This window comes from Paenibacillus sp. FSL E2-0190 (assembly GCF_037992965.1).
In the GTDB taxonomy this organism is placed as follows: Bacteria; Bacillota; Bacilli; order Paenibacillales; family Paenibacillaceae; genus Paenibacillus_AQ; species Paenibacillus_AQ odorifer.
This window is the reverse complement of sequence record NZ_CP150306.1, coordinates 2788151-2802850: the sequence shown is the minus strand read 5'-3', so window position 1 is coordinate 2802850 and position 14700 is coordinate 2788151. Positions and strand designations below refer to the sequence as shown.

Sequence of the window (14700 nt, the reverse complement as noted above, 5' to 3'; positions counted from 1 at the left end):
CTGATCTGATCTCAGAGCATTCGCTTCATAACATCGAACTATTCTCCCCCATTAACTATCTCCAACACCCTAAACTCACAGTTAGGAATTCCACCTGAGTTTATGTGTACTTTGTGCATCTATTCATATCGACGTTACTCTGAGCACTTTTTCAACTGCACTTCATACAACTATTTTTAGTGATTTTCCACTTCATCTAATCTTTGAGGCGTTTTAAGTGTACAAAGTACAACTATTTCGCATTTAGATGGCTATTTTAGCGTTTTAGTTGTATAAAGTGCAATTATTCCCTTGCGCAGCTGTCCTATAGATGTCCCTAGCATACCTGGTCCGATCAGATCAGGTATGATTTGATCTGATTTGATTTGATTTGGTCTGGTCTGGTCTGGTCTGGTCTGGTCTGGTCTGGTCTGGTCTGGTCTGGTCTGAACTAATCTGATCTCAGAGCATCCGCTTCATAACATCGAACTTTTCTCCCCCATTAACTATCTCCAACACCCTAAACTCACAGTTAGGAATTCCACCTGAGTTTAAGTGTACTTTGTGCAACTATTCATATCGACGTTACTCTGAGCACCTTTTTAACTGCACTTTATACAACTATTTTTAGTGATTTTCCACTTCATCTAATCTTTGAGGCGTTTTAAGTGTACAAAGTACAACTATTTCGCATTTAGATGGCTATTTTAGCGTTTTAGTTGTATAAAGTGCAATTATTCCCTTGCGCAGCCTCTAAAGATCCTTACCACATTTGATCTGGTCTGAGAACCTTCACCTCATAATACCGAATTCTTTCTCCCTGATTAACCGGCTTCAGCAACCCCTTCTCACTTAATGATTGCAGCAATCGACGCGCCGTACGGAAATTAATGCAGAAATGCATGGCCACATCCTTTGGACGAACCAGTCTACCGAGACGCCAAGCGAAACGCAGAACCTCTTTTTCCTCAGATAAAATAGCTACGCTAGCAGATTTACGCGCCAAGTAAGGCGCCAGCACCAGTTGCAACAGCATCCGGCAGACCTCGGGACGTTGCTGGATATCATCAAAAGAAAAATGAATCATCCTCCAGCCCATCCCAGTCAAAAAAGTGTCCCGATTTACTGAATAGTTGAATTTCTCGCGGTCCATATCTTTCACATGGCTTTGATATCCATCACACTCGATCCCAAAGCTGCTGCCCGTCTGTGGAAGATAAGCAAAGTCCAGAAATTGTGATTTACGATTCCAGTCATATACTTCGTATTCTGGATGCAAATCGTCTAGGGACTCAAACATAGGCCACCATACATTCTGCAAAAATAGCTTTTCCGCAAAATTATGTCCTCTAAGCAGCCTGCCTCTTCTTTCACCTGCTCTTGATTTCATATGCTGGTCGATAAACAAACCATGCGCTTCTTCAAACTCCATAACCTATAGCCTCCCCTACAAAATAAAAAAACGCCCTTCACCGCAAAAAGCGGTTTAAAGGACGTTCTTCGTCTAATCTTATTATAACTAGCTCAACAGGCGTTTTACATTAGAAATCGCACCTTGCGTTACACAATACCACTTATTTTGGCTAAACTTCATCATCTAAGTTTGCATTAGCCACAGCATCATAAATTTAAACCTAGTTAGTTTATTCCACTTTTGCTCGTTCTCGCCAGTTTGCTCATTCTTCACCAGCTAGTTCGTTTATCACCAGCTAGTTCGTTCTTCACCAGTTTGCTCATTCTTCACCTGTTAGTTCGTTCTTCACCAGTTTGCTCATTCTTCACCAGCTAGTTCATTCTTCGCCAGCTAGTTCGTTCTTCGCCAGCTAGTTCGTTCTTCGCCAGCTAGTTCGTTCTTCGTCAGTTCCTTGTTACGTCCGTTGGTCAACGCTAACTATAATCACTACACATTTAACTCCGTGATCAGTTCAACAGTTTATATGACCGAACCTACTGCCTGCTACGCCCATGCATTGTGATCGCTTCTTCGACCTTGATGCAGCGGTCCATAATGGCGATCATACCGTGCTCAGCGGCGATTTCAGCGGCTTCCGCGCTAACTATACCCTGCTGGAGCCACAGCACACGTGCGCCAATGTCAGCTGCCTCCTGCGCGACCTTTGCGCAGTGTTCGCTTCGACGGAATACATTGACGATGTCCACTGGCTCTGGAATTTCTGCTAAAGTGTGATAACACTTTTCTCCCAGGATTTCTCCGTCCACCGTTGGGTTAACGGGGATGATCCGATATCCCCGGCTTTGCATGGCGCCCGCGACCATATAAGAAGTACGATCTGTTTTGTCTGATAAGCCGACAACAGCAATGTTACCTGCGGAAGCAAGAATATCTCCGATCTGCTCCCGACTTGGATTCTCAAAGCTCATAAGTAGTGCCCCTTTCCATAGTTACACTTAATGATCCTTGTTTAACTGAAGCTAGAACTGAAGCTAGATACGCTAGCTCCCTTATTCCTATTGTACCCACTCCACATTCGCACCAAGCGCACGCAAGTGATCAAAATATTGCGGATAAGATTTTGCCACATGATGTGCATCCTTAATCAAAAGAGGTTGACGCGCACGCAAGCCTACTACGGATAGTGCCATAATTACGCGGTGATCATAATGCGCATTAATGGTGACTCCGCCTTCGACACCTTCGGGCATGCCGTGAACAATAATCTCATCGCGGCGTTCTTCTACCTTGGCTCCGGCACGGGTTAACTCTGCCAAGTAATCGGTAATGCGATCACATTCCTTATAGCGCAAATTCTCAACATTGTAGAATCGGGAGGTACCTTCTGCAAATACTGCAGCAGCCACCATGGCCAGTACCGCATCGGTTGCAGCATCTCCATCGAATTCAACAGCTTTTAGGATACCGTTCCCTTGGACATGTACTGTACCCTCTTCATGTGTAAGAGGAACTTCCATCATCCGCAGCACATCAACAATGGCTCTTTCACCTTGTTTACTTTGTTCTGCAAGACGGTGAATTTTCACATCCGACTTTGTAACGGCAGCCGCCGCAAGGATTGCCGCAGAGCCTGGGTAGTCACCTTGAACAGTATATGATTTAGCTGCATAAGCTTGACGACCGGGAACTTTAAAGGACATGTAATCATCCGCAGCGTGCACCACAATACCTGCCTGCTCCAACACTTCCAAGGTCTGGCCCACGACAACCTTCGATTTCAAATCATCGAGGACAATAATTTCACTATCTTCTTCAAGCAATGGCGTCAGAAATAGCAGAGCACTTAGGAACTGGGAGCTTACTGCACCAGAGACAGTAATTCTGCCTCCAACCGGTTTACCCCCACGGATCGTGATCGGCAGTTTCCCTTCATTATGCTCAACCTGAACACCTAACTGTTCCAATGACACAATCAAGTCGTCATGCGGACGTTTGCCCAATGAGTCTGGATACGTATTTACAAAAGTAACCTCAGGACTTAACGCGGCCACAGCCATAAGAAAACGCAGCACCGCTCCGGCATTTCCTACATTAAGTTCTTTAACATCTTTTGGGTGACGTCCGAAGCCTTGAATCACAATTTTTTCCTCATCTTCTGTAAGCACAGCACCCAAATCTGCTATGCAGCGGCGGATCGCATCGCTATCCTCACTATGTGCAGGATGATAAATCGTACTTACTCCTTCAGACAATGCCGCAACCAGCAGATAACGTGTCGTATAGTTTTTGGAAGAGAGGGCTCCAAATTCTCCTTGCAGAGATGGCGTTGGCCTAACAATAACGTCCATAATATAAACTCTCCTTAGTAGATGTAGTTGGTATGTAATGCTCGTTTGACAGGGTATTCTGTTCTTGTGTTATCATTAAACCATTCTTCTGATGAAAAGAGGTCAAACCCATGCATAATGTACCACAAATCACACCGCAAGAATTACGGCAGTGTATAGAGACAGGTGAAGACCTTGTACTCATCGATGTTCGCGAAGACGAAGAGGTGGCCTTTGGGATGATTCCTGGTGCACAACATATCCCTATGGGAGAAATTCCGCACCGAACTGAGGATATTCCAAGTGACGCCAAAGTGATCTTCATTTGCCGTTCCGGTGCCCGCAGCCAACGTGTCTGCGAATATCTACAGCAATTTGGTTATAATGCTGCGAACCTCAGCGGCGGTATGATTGAATGGAATGAGACACTCTCTTAAAAGCTCAACCGCGGTAATGCATTAAAATATGTTGCGACACTTCTGCCGCAGTCAGTCCCGTTGTATCGACCGTGTAATGCGCGAATAGGTATGCATCCTGGCGATCTTCCATGATTCGTCTGACCCGTTCTTCTGCATTGCCGGCGAGCAGCGGACGATTCTCATCCCCGCTAACACGTGCAATAATCTCTTCCTCAGTTGCCGTTAGCGCAACTACATGCCCTTTACTCAGCATTAAGGCTGTATTTCCCGGCGCCAATACCGCGCCTCCACCAGTAGATATTAATTTATTCTCAGACTCTAGCATTTGCTTTAGAACCGTAGTTTCTACGCTTCGAAAGTATTCCTCACCATCTTCTGCGAAGATTTCTGCAATGCTTCTGCCTTCAGTCTCAATAATGACATGATCCAAATCAACCAGCTCATAGCCCAGCTCCTCGGCCAAAATAGCACCAACAGTTGACTTACCAGTCGCCATCATCCCTACTAAAATAATGTTTTTGTTCTTATCTTCCTGACTCATCGTTTTTAGTTCTTCTGTATCCCCAGCCATGACTATCCTCCAACCGCGATATTTGTCATATCATAACACAGGGTCAAAACATTAGACAATCCGCTTCTTCCAGTAAAAAAAGACCCGAAAGGCTCCCCATTTCTGGTGAAGCCGTCCGGGCCGCTTGTCATACAGTCAATTAGATTATTCCGCTGCCATCCAGTTGTGGTGGAAGACGCCTTCTTTGTCCACACGTTTGAAGGTGTGAGCGCCAAAGTAATCACGTTGAGCCTGAAGCAAGTTAGCAGGCAAACGTTCTGTACGGTAGCTGTCATAGTAAGCCAATGCGCTGGAGAATCCAGGGACTGGAACACCCAAAGTTACCGCAGAAGCAATGACTTTACGCCATGCAGATTGGTAATTGTCCATAACATTCTTGAAGAAAGGATCAAGAAGCAGATTCTTAAGCTCTGCATTGTTCTCATAAGCATCTGTGATATTTTGTAGGAAACGGGAACGGATAATGCAGCCGCCGCGCCAGATTTTAGCCAGCTCGCCATATTTCAGATCCCAACCATATTCGTCGGAAGCTACGCGAAGTTGAGCGAAACCTTGCGCGTAGGATACGATTTTGCTCGCGAACAATGCTTTACGCACGTTCTCGATGAATTCGGCTTTGTCGCCTTCAAATGTTGTTGCTTCTGGTCCGTTAAGCACTTTGCTTGCTTCTACGCGCTCATCCTTCATAGCAGACAGGAAGCGGGAGAATACGGATTCAGTAATCATGGACAGAGGTACACCAAGATCTAGTGAGCTTTGGCTTGTCCATTTACCAGTACCCTTTTGGCCAGCAGAATCAAGGATAACGTCAACCATAGGTTTGCCGGTTTCTTCGTCATATTGAGCAAAGATATCAGTAGTGATCTCAATCAGGTAGCTGTCGAGCTCGCCGCTGTTCCACTCTTTGAAAATATTGTGAAGTTCTTTTGCATCCAGACCTAGAACATCTTTCAACAACTGATAAGCTTCACAGATCAATTGCATATCACCATATTCGATACCGTTGTGCACCATTTTAACATAGTGTCCTGCACCGTCAGGTCCGATATATGTACAGCAAGGCTCTCCGTCCACTTTGGCTGAGATTGCCGTTAGGATAGGCTCTACAAGTTTATACGCACTTTCTTGACCACCTGGCATAATCGAAGGACCTTTAAGAGCACCTTCTTCACCACCGGAAACTCCAGTACCGATAAAGCGGAAACCTTTTTCTTCCAGTTCTTTACTACGACGAACTGTATCAGGGAAGTAAGCATTCCCTCCATCGATAATGATGTCGCCTTGATCAAGATGCGGCAGCAGTTGCTCGATGGTAGCATCAGTAGCTTTACCAGCTTGAACCATGATCAGAATTTTGCGCGGTGTTTCCAGCGAAGCTACAAATTCCTCAACGGAAAATGTGCCTACGAGGTTTTTACCTTCCGCTTCAGCAAGAAGATCATGTGTCTTCTCCGGGGAGCGGTTGAATACGGATACGGAAAAACCTTTGCTTTCGATATTTAGAGCCAAATTCTTGCCCATTACCGCCAAGCCAATAACGCCGATTTGTTGTTTTGCCATCTGGTCCTCCACCCTTTGCACCCTATATTTTTGTGAAATCCATTTCTCGCAGTATAAGAATACCACCCTTTATCAGAGACAGCAAAGCCTGCCCTGCGAATAGAGATCAATTTCATTGACAAATTCAGTCTAAGAAATGATCACAATGACTATTTTAACGTTTTTAACGTCAGAAGTGAACCCCTGTCTGCAAGTTCCAATACAAATATAAGACACCCCGATGAACGGGGTGCCTTGAAAGAACATTTGCGGCACTTGCTTACCATTCTAACATAAACAATTCCTTGGTCAAAAAGGCAAGCTCAGCTCGACATTTGTCCGCGCGAACCGTATCTCCAGCCTTTAGGGCATCATTTAACCGATCCAACTGTTCATCCACTTCAATTCTCCGCTGGCGAACCCGTTCTTCCCCTTCAATAGAATAAAAGAGTCTTGTCAGCTCCTCATCTGTGAGCATAGGTCCCTTCTGATATAACACGCGCTGCTGATAACCAGAAATTTCAACTAGGCGAATCACTTCGCCAAACAAAATATTTTCAATAATAATCTGCCGATCCCGGAAACGTTTAACGATTGCATGCCCGCGCATATCCCCAATTAATTTCTCCATCCACTCTGACAAGCGAGCATCACGGATCATATAATCACCCACAAGCTTATAGCCGTCTTTAATCCTTTGAAACCGCAATTTCACTAACTTACGACCCGTACGGACCGAAATCACAAAGACCTGTTCATTCTCGCTCCAATATAGGGAATAACCTTCTTGAATCAAATCCTTGATCAGGTCCTGGATATGCTGTCTGTCGAACCGCAGTTCCAGGTTACAATACTCCACCTCGTCGTTTTTGTTCACGGCACTCCCCCCTAACAGCTTCACATCTGTAAAGCCAACCTTCATTAGTTCAATTCCAGAGTAATCATGGCTGCCGGACCTCTTCTTGAGTTAACTTCCTTTTTGCGTTCGTCTTAATCTTATTTTATACTTCAGTTTATGTAGCGGTAACTTGGTTTATTGACTATTTTTACCCGCAACAGCCTTTCTCCAAACGCTGATCGAGAATTTTAATGCCTTTTAGTCCTTTTGGAGCATAAACGTTCTAGTCCTTCAGCTGCACAGTGTCATACAGAAGACCTTCGAAACTTACTTCCGTTATATCGTATATCCTTCTAATTTTCTAAAAAGCCGCTGATTTACCGGATCATTCTCCGGTTATCAGCGGCTTTTTTTCCTCAGCTAGTCTTAAATTTCTGTTTCGTTCTATGCACGATAAGCAGATGCAGCCCGAAGAGCAGCAACATTACAATAGCACTTGCCAGGAATGGGACACCATGTCCTACATGATCCCATAATCTACCTGACAATACTGGCCCCGCTACCATTCCTGAGCCTTGGAGTGTCAAGAACAGCCCCCAGACCGTCCCTCGTTCCCCCTTAGGAACTTGCTTAGCCAGAAAGGCATTCCATGCCGGGAGGATAAGCGCGTAGCTTATACCGACCAGCGCAACCGCGATAAAGGCAAGTGGCAGCCAGCGAACCTGAGAGAAAAAGGCCAGCGAAAAGGCAGCTAACAAAAAACCTATATTCAGAAACACCGTTGTCCCTATACGGTCCACCAGCTTACCTGCGGGAATAAGTGCAAGAACTGTAATCCCTCCCCCTGCAATGAGGAGCAAACTGAATTGATTGGGACTAACATGCAGCTCTGTACGTGCAAACAAGGTAACTACAGGTGTCATCAAGCCAATGGCGAAGGCCTGTAGGAACAACGCCGGGTACAGCCATCTGCTGACTTTCAGGGTAGTTCTCACCTGATGCAGCGTTCTTTTTATACTTTCTAACGGACTAAGCTTTTTACGCTCCATTGCTCCGCCAAGTCCATGCATGTCCCTCACGACAGCATGAGACCCGCTAGAAGAGATTCGTTTAGGTAAGAAAAGGGCTACTACAACTACAGCGGCAGCACAACCTAACAAGACTAGAAAAGCTACGTGATAGCTTTGTCCACCCTGATCCATTAAAAAATTCACAACAATTGGACCGATTCCTGTTCCTGCGAGAGAAGCCATCTCAACAGCGCCCATGGCCGCACCACTGCTGCCGCTTTTGGTTGATCCGGCCAGCTCGGTAATCCCGGTCATCACACATGGCCAAAGCGGTGAGGTCCCGATCCCAAGAATGAGACAGGCGATGGATAACGCAACGGCCGTTTTGGCATAGATGATCAAACCAATGGCTACTAGAATCAGCAGCAATGCACTTGTCATCGTCCAGCGGAACCCTATGCGCTCCATAACCCAGCCTGAAGGACTGCGGAAGACGTTGTCCCCCAAATACTGTAGGGCAAAAGCGAATCCCACTACTGTCACCGACAGCCCCAGTATATTCTCCATATACACTGGCAATAAGGCAACAAGCAGCGAACCTTTAACAAATTCAACTAAAAAAATAATTACCCACATCTCAACAATAAATGGTGATGCTAAACTAATATTCATCCGTTGTTCAGCTTTCGTGGACATTCTATCACATCCAAATCCTAGTATTCTGAAGATTGTTTTGTTATACTGATGCTTGCCTTAAAAATTAACTATTCGCGAAAGGTTGTGACAGCATTAAATGAATCAACACCGTACTCCCCTCTTCACAGCTCTAAAAAAGCATGCCGCCGGCAATCCAGTTCAATTTCATATTCCCGGGCATAAGAAGGGGCTAGGAACCGATGCCGAATTCCGTGAGTTTATCGGCGATAACGCTCTATCCATAGATCTAATCAACATCGCACCGCTTGATGATCTACATCAGCCAACTGGCGTAATCCAGGAGGCTCAAAAGCTGGCTGCGAAGGCTTTCGGCGCCGACTATACGTATTTTAGCGTACAGGGCACGAGCAATGCCATCATGACGATGATCCTCTCTGTCTGCTCACCGGGTGAAAAAATAATTGTGCCGCGTAACATTCATAAATCCGTAATGTCGGCCATTATCTTCTCCGGAGCCAAGCCTGTGTTCGTCTCGCCTGTACAGGATGAGAATCTCGGGATAGATCACGGCATAACCACCAGTGCGCTGGAACGAGCGTTAAAGCGTCATCCAGACGCTAAAGGAGTTCTAGTTATCAATCCAACGTACTTCGGCGTATGTGCCGACCTGCGTTCGATTGTCGACCTGGCTCACCGTTACGGGGTACCCGTTCTGGTGGACGAGGCACATGGAGTACTGATTCATTTTCATGAGGATCTGCCGGTATCGGCCATGCAGGCCGGTGCGGACATAGCTGCCACTAGTGTGCATAAGCTTGGTGGTTCCATGACGCAAAGCTCGGTACTGAATCTAAATGCGAAGACTGGGCTGATTAACCCACAACGGGTGCAGACCATTATGAGCATGCTGACTACAACATCAACCTCATATATTTTATTAGCGTCTCTCGATACATCTAGACGCAATCTCGCGCTGAACGGACATGAAATGGCGGAAAGAACCATCCAATTGTCCAACTACGCACGCGAGACCATTAACACTATCGAAGGCTTGTACAGCTTTGGTAAAGAAATACTTGGAACAGAAGCAACTTTCGATCTAGATCCAACCAAACTTAACATTCACGTTCGCCATTTAGGGATCACTGGTTACGAAACCGAAAACTGGCTGCGTGAGAAATACAACATCGAAGTTGAACTGAGTGACATGTATAATATTCTTTGCCTTATTACCCCAGGTGATACTCAAGAATCAGTAGATAAATTATTAGCTGCTTTACGGGTGCTATCCGCTATCCATTATAGCAAGGGTGAAATCTATGAACTGAAGGTTCAGGTTCCAGAAATCCCGCAGCTTGCTTTAATTCCAAGAGATGCTTTTTATGCTGACACTCAGTTAGTTCCGTTCCGCGAATCTGCTGGGTACATCATTGCAGAGTTTATCTATGTATATCCACCGGGGATACCGATTCTCCTCCCTGGCGAAGTCATTACTCAGGATAATATCGACTACATTATCGACCACGTCGAAATCGGCCTGCCGGTTAAAGGGCCTGAGGACCGCAGCATCACTAATGTTAAGGTGATTGTTGAAGCCGATCCTATATCCTAAGATCTATTTTTTTCCTTAAAAACTTAAATCATTTATACAAAAACCCGATACCATAATGAGTATCGGGTTTCTGTATATAAGCATCAACTGTTCCATTCACATAGAACAGCTTAAGTTTAGTCGCTAGAATCTATTCTTGCTGAGCAAGCAGATTGTTGTAAGCTTCTTCAACAGCTTTCCATTCTTCTTCATCTTCGATATTATACAATACCATTTCTTCGTCTTCTTCTTCCATACGCAGAATAATGCCGTCTGCTTCTGGATTCTCGCGCTCTAACAACAGAGCATATAATTTCTCGCCTATGTCGAACGTTTCTACAAGCACCATTTCCACATCTTCGCCCTGCTCGTTCGTCAAGGTCAGCACAAACTCCTCGTGCTCATGGTCGTGATCATGCCCGCAACCGCATGCTTCACCATGCTCATGTTTGTGATCGCTCATTGTAATACCTCACTTTGAATTGTATTATCCTACATCTGGTATCGTACCACGTTAGATTAGTTCAGGTCAATTTAGAACACCTAATTTAACGCTGTTATTACCTTCTCCGACACAAGTACGTAATCGGCATTTTTGGAGGGCTTAATATAGAAGCCTACCCGGTATTTGCCCGCTTCTTTAAAATCATAAGTAAACTCCGAGGTTGGAAACCAGAAATTATCCTTCTGCGAGCCTTCAAGCACCTGTGACTGAATATCCTTAACGTTTCCAGACGGATCTGTCATGGCCACTTTCACAGCTGAAATCTCTTCGGTCAGACTATCTACCTGAGTTAATATCTTTATTTTCAGCTTGCCTACATTGACATTGCCAAAAACCGTATCCCCTTTAAAAAGTACAATATGGACATTAGGTTTAAGGATCGTAACTTTCCCAGAACCGTCCCAAGTAACAACCCCGCCTGTTTCTCTAGCAGGAATGTACGTTTTTCCATCAATTAGATAACCGCCGTCTACAATTTCTTTTCCGTTGCTCCATACTCTAATTTTCTGATTAACGGAATCGGCGAATAATAATGAGCCACCCATTAAGGAAAAAGCAAACACGCAAAAAGTGATTTTTTTCCATCTATTCATTTGAGACCCTCCAGATAATTCATGCTGTTAATATATACTTACTTTGTTTCAGCAAGTTGCGCTGATTTCAGGTAAATATTTCATTGATCTTGCGAAAAATGATATTATGGTCTTATTCGAAGTAGAAACATTAGCTATAACCGATTTCAGGAGGGTTCTTTCTTATGAGTCTAAGCCTACAAATGCTAGGAACAGGCAATGCTTTTGCGAAAAAATATTTTAACAACAATGGCTTGCTGCTAGATGAAAATTACACCCTGCTGATTGATTGCGGGATAACAGCCCCGCTTGCCATGCATAGACTTGAAAAATCCTTCAGTGACGTAAATGCTACGCTCATTACACATATTCATGCAGATCATGTTGGAGGGCTGGAAGAGCTTGCACTAACCTTAAAGCATGTGCACGGTAAAAAAATGACCTTACTTCTTCCCGAGACACTTATAGAGCCCTTATGGAACAATACGTTAAAGGGAGGTCTATACCAAGAAGATGCTGTGTCTTCCTTATCTGATATCTTCGATGTTAAGCCCATGCAGCCTGAAAATACCTACAAGTTCTCTCCTACTCTTTCATTAGAGATCATACAAACACCGCATATTCCCGGGAAAAACAGTTATTCCCTTCTAATAAACAACGAGATTTTTTATAGTGCGGACATGACCTTTCAGCCGGATCTACTGATTAGCCTTGTGCGGGAGCGCGGGATCCGGATCATCCTGCATGACTGCCAACTAGGTGGAACAGGCGTTGTTCACACCACGCTGGAAGAGCTGATGTCTCTGCCTAAAGATGTTCGCGAGCGGATCAAGCTCATGCATTATAGCGATGAACAACCAGATTTCGTCGGACTTACAGGAGAGATGGAATTTTTAGAGCAGCATGTGAACTATAAACTCTGATCTTTACAAAAAAAAGCCGTACATAAACGTCTGTAGACGTATGTACGGCTTTTCGTGTTGAACTATGAAAATGTCGGCAAATTATCCAGATTGTTAGTTGGATCTCCATCCGCATCTCCGCGAATATAAGTTTCTCCATCCTTACCTTTAAAAGCGTTCACTCCGGCAATATTTCCGGCCTGTACTTCTTGCAGGGCTTGGTCATACGCCAGCACACGTCCTGTAGAGGTCTGGAAGCTTGTTAAATCGCCATCCCCATTTTTTTGAACAGCTACGAAAGATTCACGTTCGTTATTTGGCACTTTAGCTCGCCCCTTGCACTTGGATTTGCCATCATTCGGCACATCCTAGCTTGCGTAGAGCGTCCAATAATTATGTGCACCAATCTTTAAAGCATTTTTTGCATCCGTACATGTAATATACCTGCATCATAGAATGGCTCTGTAGAAATAACTTCATAGCCGAGTTTCTTATAGAAATTCTCTGCCTGACACTGAGCATCTAGAATTGAAGCTTCCAGTCCAAGCTCCCGAGCAAGCTCTTCCATCGCCAGTAACAAGACACGTCCGTATCCTTTGACCCGATATTCTTTCAATACGGCGATGCGCTGCATTTTAGCCGTACCTGCTTTGTAATAGATCAATCTACCCGTTGCTACAGGTATCCCTTCATCTATAATCAGAATATGGTGCGCATTCGGACTGATGGCATCATATTCGTCAATTTCTTCCTCGGCCGGTACCTTTTGTTCCTCAACAAATACTTTAGTGCGGATATCCAGCCCCATCTGAAGCTGTTCCTCTGTAGTTACCCGTAAGATTTCTGCCGCCATGTTAGTTGCAAACTCCTCTCTCTATATAGCCAACGATAGTTGTCTATTATATAAAATAATGACAAGAAAGAAAAGCCTACACATGGAATCCTTAACCTCTCAGTAGACTAATCCACAGAATATACTTCTTCAGGGATTGAACGGTTATATACGTCTTGCATCACAGGTGACAACGGAGGATACTGACTTTTAGATTTGCCATCCAGATTGGTCATCTCATTGATTTCGATAACTTTTGCGGGTTTCACCGTAGAGCACCCCACTACACCCAGCAGTAACACTAGGCAAACGCCGACTTCCCATTTCACAATTTTAGACATAAAAAAGCTCCTTTCATCGCAGCTGCAGTTATACTCACTACAGCTTTGACGATTCAGGAGCTTTATAAACAATAGGAGCTATTCATTCCAGTTGCCCTCTTAGAGATTGACGTTTCCAACCAAATGGACTAGATACATCATCCCAACCAAAAAGCCTGCTAAAACAAAATAAGCTGTTCCATATTTCCAGCGTGTACTGGCTGGCACATCGTAATACTTATCATTATCGTGCACGGTACAGCTGATGTCACATTGCATCTTTAAATGAAGACCATTCTCTAACGTTACTTGCTCCAGCTGCGAAATTCTTACCTTTTCAATAATACATTGCTGTGGCAGTGTAGCTTTGCCATAATAATTCAGCTGGTCCCATCTGACCACAACATACTGCTGTCTCTCTAGATCACTGTAGGTAGTAAAAGGTAAATCCCGGCGATGCTCAGCTCCTGGAATCATGTAACCCGCCTCTCGCAAGGGCTCCACGGGAATTAAGAACCCCTTAGTCACAGACTGCGGGCGGTTGTTGTTACGTCTTTTCACATATTTATTATACAGATCGTAAGCAAACATTGCCCAGATGATAAAGAACAAAATCGAACGCAAGTAAACGATTATAGCTAAGCCACCCACCAGACCCACAAGCCACAGCCAGCGCGTAACTGCGGTAGCAATACGTCCACCGTCTAGCGGATGGATTGGCAGCAGGTTAATCAAATTAAGCAATAAGCCTATATAAGCCAGGGAATAAAGAAGTGGACTATCCATATAATATGCCGCTCCAAACACAGCAGTAGCCCCGATAGTACCCAGAATCGGTCCGCCAAAAGCAACATACGCTTCTGTCTTCGCATCCAGCGGATGTTTTTTCATAGTAATTAACGCGCCTAAAAAAGGAATAAATAACGGAGCGCTGACGGGTAGCCCGATCCGCTTAGCGGCTATAACATGTCCCAATTCATGAACAAGCAAAAGCAGGACAATACCTATAGCAAACCCCCACGGATAAATCAAAGCATATGCCCCTATCGAAACCATCATGGAAATTAACGGCCCGGCAATTTTACCTATTTTCAGCAGAGACAAAATCGCCTTTCCTTTTAACAGGAGCATGGCGGCTCCGCCCCCCAACCATTTCAGCGGAGTAGAAGTATTCTTTTTCTGCTCATTTTGCATTTGCGGCAAGATCACAAGCTCCTTTATCTT

Annotated in this window: 16 protein-coding genes; 3 read left to right on the top strand and 13 right to left on the bottom strand. The window is 44.7% G+C overall.

Features of this window, described 5'->3' with window-relative positions; genetic code table 11:
• Positions 1 to 742: 742 nt before the first annotated feature.
• The 3 genes from NST25_RS12050 to aroA form a co-directional block, all read right to left on the bottom strand.
• A complete protein-coding gene (locus NST25_RS12050; protein WP_340394063.1) occupies positions 743 to 1411 on the bottom strand; it encodes a hypothetical protein in 669 nt (222 codons plus the stop codon).
• 515 nt (positions 1412 to 1926) lie between these two features.
• Positions 1927 to 2361 (bottom strand): CoA-binding protein, encoded by a 435-nt coding sequence (locus NST25_RS12045; protein WP_076104783.1) that lies wholly within the window; start codon positions 2359 to 2361, stop codon positions 1927 to 1929.
• Between the two features lie 87 nt (positions 2362 to 2448).
• The gene (aroA, locus tag NST25_RS12040; RefSeq protein ID WP_076129118.1) at positions 2449 to 3741 is read right to left on the bottom strand and encodes a 3-phosphoshikimate 1-carboxyvinyltransferase; all 1293 of its coding nucleotides are present in this window, start codon (positions 3739 to 3741) and stop codon (positions 2449 to 2451) included.
• 110 nt (positions 3742 to 3851) lie between these two features.
• On the opposite strand from aroA, the gene NST25_RS12035 reads away from it, so the two are divergent.
• Complete coding sequence (locus NST25_RS12035; RefSeq protein WP_036686126.1) at positions 3852 to 4157, top strand: rhodanese-like domain-containing protein; 306 nt, start codon at positions 3852 to 3854, stop codon at positions 4155 to 4157.
• 4 nt (positions 4158 to 4161) lie between these two features.
• On the opposite strand, the gene NST25_RS12030 is transcribed toward NST25_RS12035, so the two are convergent.
• The 4 genes from NST25_RS12030 to NST25_RS12015 all read right to left on the bottom strand — a co-directional run bounded on the left by NST25_RS12030 (position 4162) and on the right by NST25_RS12015 (position 8793).
• Positions 4162 to 4710, bottom strand: coding sequence for a shikimate kinase (locus tag NST25_RS12030; RefSeq protein WP_339190647.1), 549 nt, complete (start codon positions 4708 to 4710; stop codon positions 4162 to 4164).
• 144 nt (positions 4711 to 4854) lie between these two features.
• On the bottom strand, positions 4855 to 6270 hold the full coding sequence (gene gndA / locus NST25_RS12025) for an NADP-dependent phosphogluconate dehydrogenase (protein ID WP_038570246.1): 1416 nt from the start codon (positions 6268 to 6270) through the stop codon (positions 4855 to 4857).
• A gap of 259 nt (positions 6271 to 6529) precedes the next feature.
• Positions 6530 to 7126 carry a hypothetical protein gene (locus tag NST25_RS12020; RefSeq protein ID WP_036686566.1) on the bottom strand — a complete coding sequence of 199 codons (597 nt, stop codon included), beginning with the start codon at positions 7124 to 7126 and terminating at the stop codon, positions 6530 to 6532.
• 377 nt (positions 7127 to 7503) lie between these two features.
• Complete coding sequence (locus NST25_RS12015) at positions 7504 to 8793, bottom strand: MFS transporter (RefSeq protein ID WP_076183344.1); 1290 nt, start codon at positions 8791 to 8793, stop codon at positions 7504 to 7506.
• A 97-nt stretch (positions 8794 to 8890) separates the two neighbouring features.
• Between NST25_RS12015 and NST25_RS12010 the strand changes: the two genes are divergently transcribed.
• A complete protein-coding gene (locus NST25_RS12010; protein ID WP_036686120.1) occupies positions 8891 to 10366 on the top strand; it encodes an aminotransferase class I/II-fold pyridoxal phosphate-dependent enzyme in 1476 nt (491 codons plus the stop codon).
• 130 nt (positions 10367 to 10496) lie between these two features.
• Here NST25_RS12010 and NST25_RS12005 read toward each other — a convergent pair whose 3' ends face one another.
• Both NST25_RS12005 and NST25_RS12000 read right to left on the bottom strand, forming a co-directional pair.
• The gene (locus NST25_RS12005) at positions 10497 to 10808 is read right to left on the bottom strand and encodes a DUF1292 domain-containing protein (protein ID WP_036686118.1); all 312 of its coding nucleotides are present in this window, start codon (positions 10806 to 10808) and stop codon (positions 10497 to 10499) included.
• Between the two features lie 80 nt (positions 10809 to 10888).
• Complete coding sequence (locus tag NST25_RS12000; protein ID WP_339190646.1) at positions 10889 to 11443, bottom strand: copper amine oxidase; 555 nt, start codon at positions 11441 to 11443, stop codon at positions 10889 to 10891.
• A gap of 164 nt (positions 11444 to 11607) precedes the next feature.
• Here NST25_RS12000 and NST25_RS11995 point away from each other — a divergent pair, with 164 nt between their 5' ends.
• Positions 11608 to 12345, top strand: coding sequence for an MBL fold metallo-hydrolase (locus NST25_RS11995; protein WP_339190644.1), 738 nt, complete (start codon positions 11608 to 11610; stop codon positions 12343 to 12345).
• Between the two features lie 62 nt (positions 12346 to 12407).
• Here the strand turns inward: NST25_RS11995 and NST25_RS11990 are convergent, their stop codons facing one another.
• The 4 genes from NST25_RS11990 to NST25_RS11975 form a co-directional block, all read right to left on the bottom strand.
• The gene (locus NST25_RS11990; protein ID WP_036686113.1) at positions 12408 to 12647 is read right to left on the bottom strand and encodes a DUF3892 domain-containing protein; all 240 of its coding nucleotides are present in this window, start codon (positions 12645 to 12647) and stop codon (positions 12408 to 12410) included.
• 86 nt (positions 12648 to 12733) lie between these two features.
• Positions 12734 to 13177, bottom strand: coding sequence for a GNAT family N-acetyltransferase (locus NST25_RS11985; RefSeq protein WP_076129114.1), 444 nt, complete (start codon positions 13175 to 13177; stop codon positions 12734 to 12736).
• Positions 13178 to 13284: 107 nt separating this feature from the next.
• Positions 13285 to 13497 carry a hypothetical protein gene (locus tag NST25_RS11980; RefSeq protein ID WP_076219148.1) on the bottom strand — a complete coding sequence of 71 codons (213 nt, stop codon included), beginning with the start codon at positions 13495 to 13497 and terminating at the stop codon, positions 13285 to 13287.
• A gap of 99 nt (positions 13498 to 13596) precedes the next feature.
• Entirely contained in the window at positions 13597 to 14670 is a 1074-nt protein-coding gene (locus tag NST25_RS11975; protein ID WP_076219152.1) for a site-2 protease family protein, read from the bottom strand.
• Between the last annotated feature and the right edge of the window lie 30 nt (positions 14671 to 14700).

What these genes read in the sequence shown, in the direction of transcription:
- NST25_RS12050 (WP_340394063.1), bottom strand. Translation starts at nt 1,411, where the DNA reads ATGGAGTTTGAAGAAGCGCATGGTTTGTTTATCGACCAGCATATGAAA.
- NST25_RS12045 (WP_076104783.1), bottom strand. Translation starts at nt 2,361, where the DNA reads ATGAGCTTTGAGAATCCAAGTCGGGAGCAGATCGGAGATATTCTTGCT.
- aroA (WP_076129118.1), bottom strand. Translation starts at nt 3,741, where the DNA reads ATGGACGTTATTGTTAGGCCAACGCCATCTCTGCAAGGAGAATTTGGA.
- NST25_RS12035 (WP_036686126.1), top strand. Translation starts at nt 3,852, where the DNA reads ATGCATAATGTACCACAAATCACACCGCAAGAATTACGGCAGTGTATA.
- NST25_RS12030 (WP_339190647.1), bottom strand. Translation starts at nt 4,710, where the DNA reads ATGGCTGGGGATACAGAAGAACTAAAAACGATGAGTCAGGAAGATAAG.
- gndA (WP_038570246.1), bottom strand. Translation starts at nt 6,270, where the DNA reads ATGGCAAAACAACAAATCGGCGTTATTGGCTTGGCGGTAATGGGCAAG.
- NST25_RS12015 (WP_076183344.1), bottom strand. Translation starts at nt 8,793, where the DNA reads ATGTCCACGAAAGCTGAACAACGGATGAATATTAGTTTAGCATCACCA.
- NST25_RS12010 (WP_036686120.1), top strand. Translation starts at nt 8,891, where the DNA reads ATGAATCAACACCGTACTCCCCTCTTCACAGCTCTAAAAAAGCATGCC.
- NST25_RS12005 (WP_036686118.1), bottom strand. Translation starts at nt 10,808, where the DNA reads ATGAGCGATCACAAACATGAGCATGGTGAAGCATGCGGTTGCGGGCAT.
- NST25_RS12000 (WP_339190646.1), bottom strand. Translation starts at nt 11,443, where the DNA reads ATGAATAGATGGAAAAAAATCACTTTTTGCGTGTTTGCTTTTTCCTTA.
- NST25_RS11995 (WP_339190644.1), top strand. Translation starts at nt 11,608, where the DNA reads ATGAGTCTAAGCCTACAAATGCTAGGAACAGGCAATGCTTTTGCGAAA.
- NST25_RS11985 (WP_076129114.1), bottom strand. Translation starts at nt 13,177, where the DNA reads ATGGCGGCAGAAATCTTACGGGTAACTACAGAGGAACAGCTTCAGATG.
- NST25_RS11980 (WP_076219148.1), bottom strand. Translation starts at nt 13,497, where the DNA reads ATGTCTAAAATTGTGAAATGGGAAGTCGGCGTTTGCCTAGTGTTACTG.
- NST25_RS11975 (WP_076219152.1), bottom strand. Translation starts at nt 14,670, where the DNA reads ATGCAAAATGAGCAGAAAAAGAATACTTCTACTCCGCTGAAATGGTTG.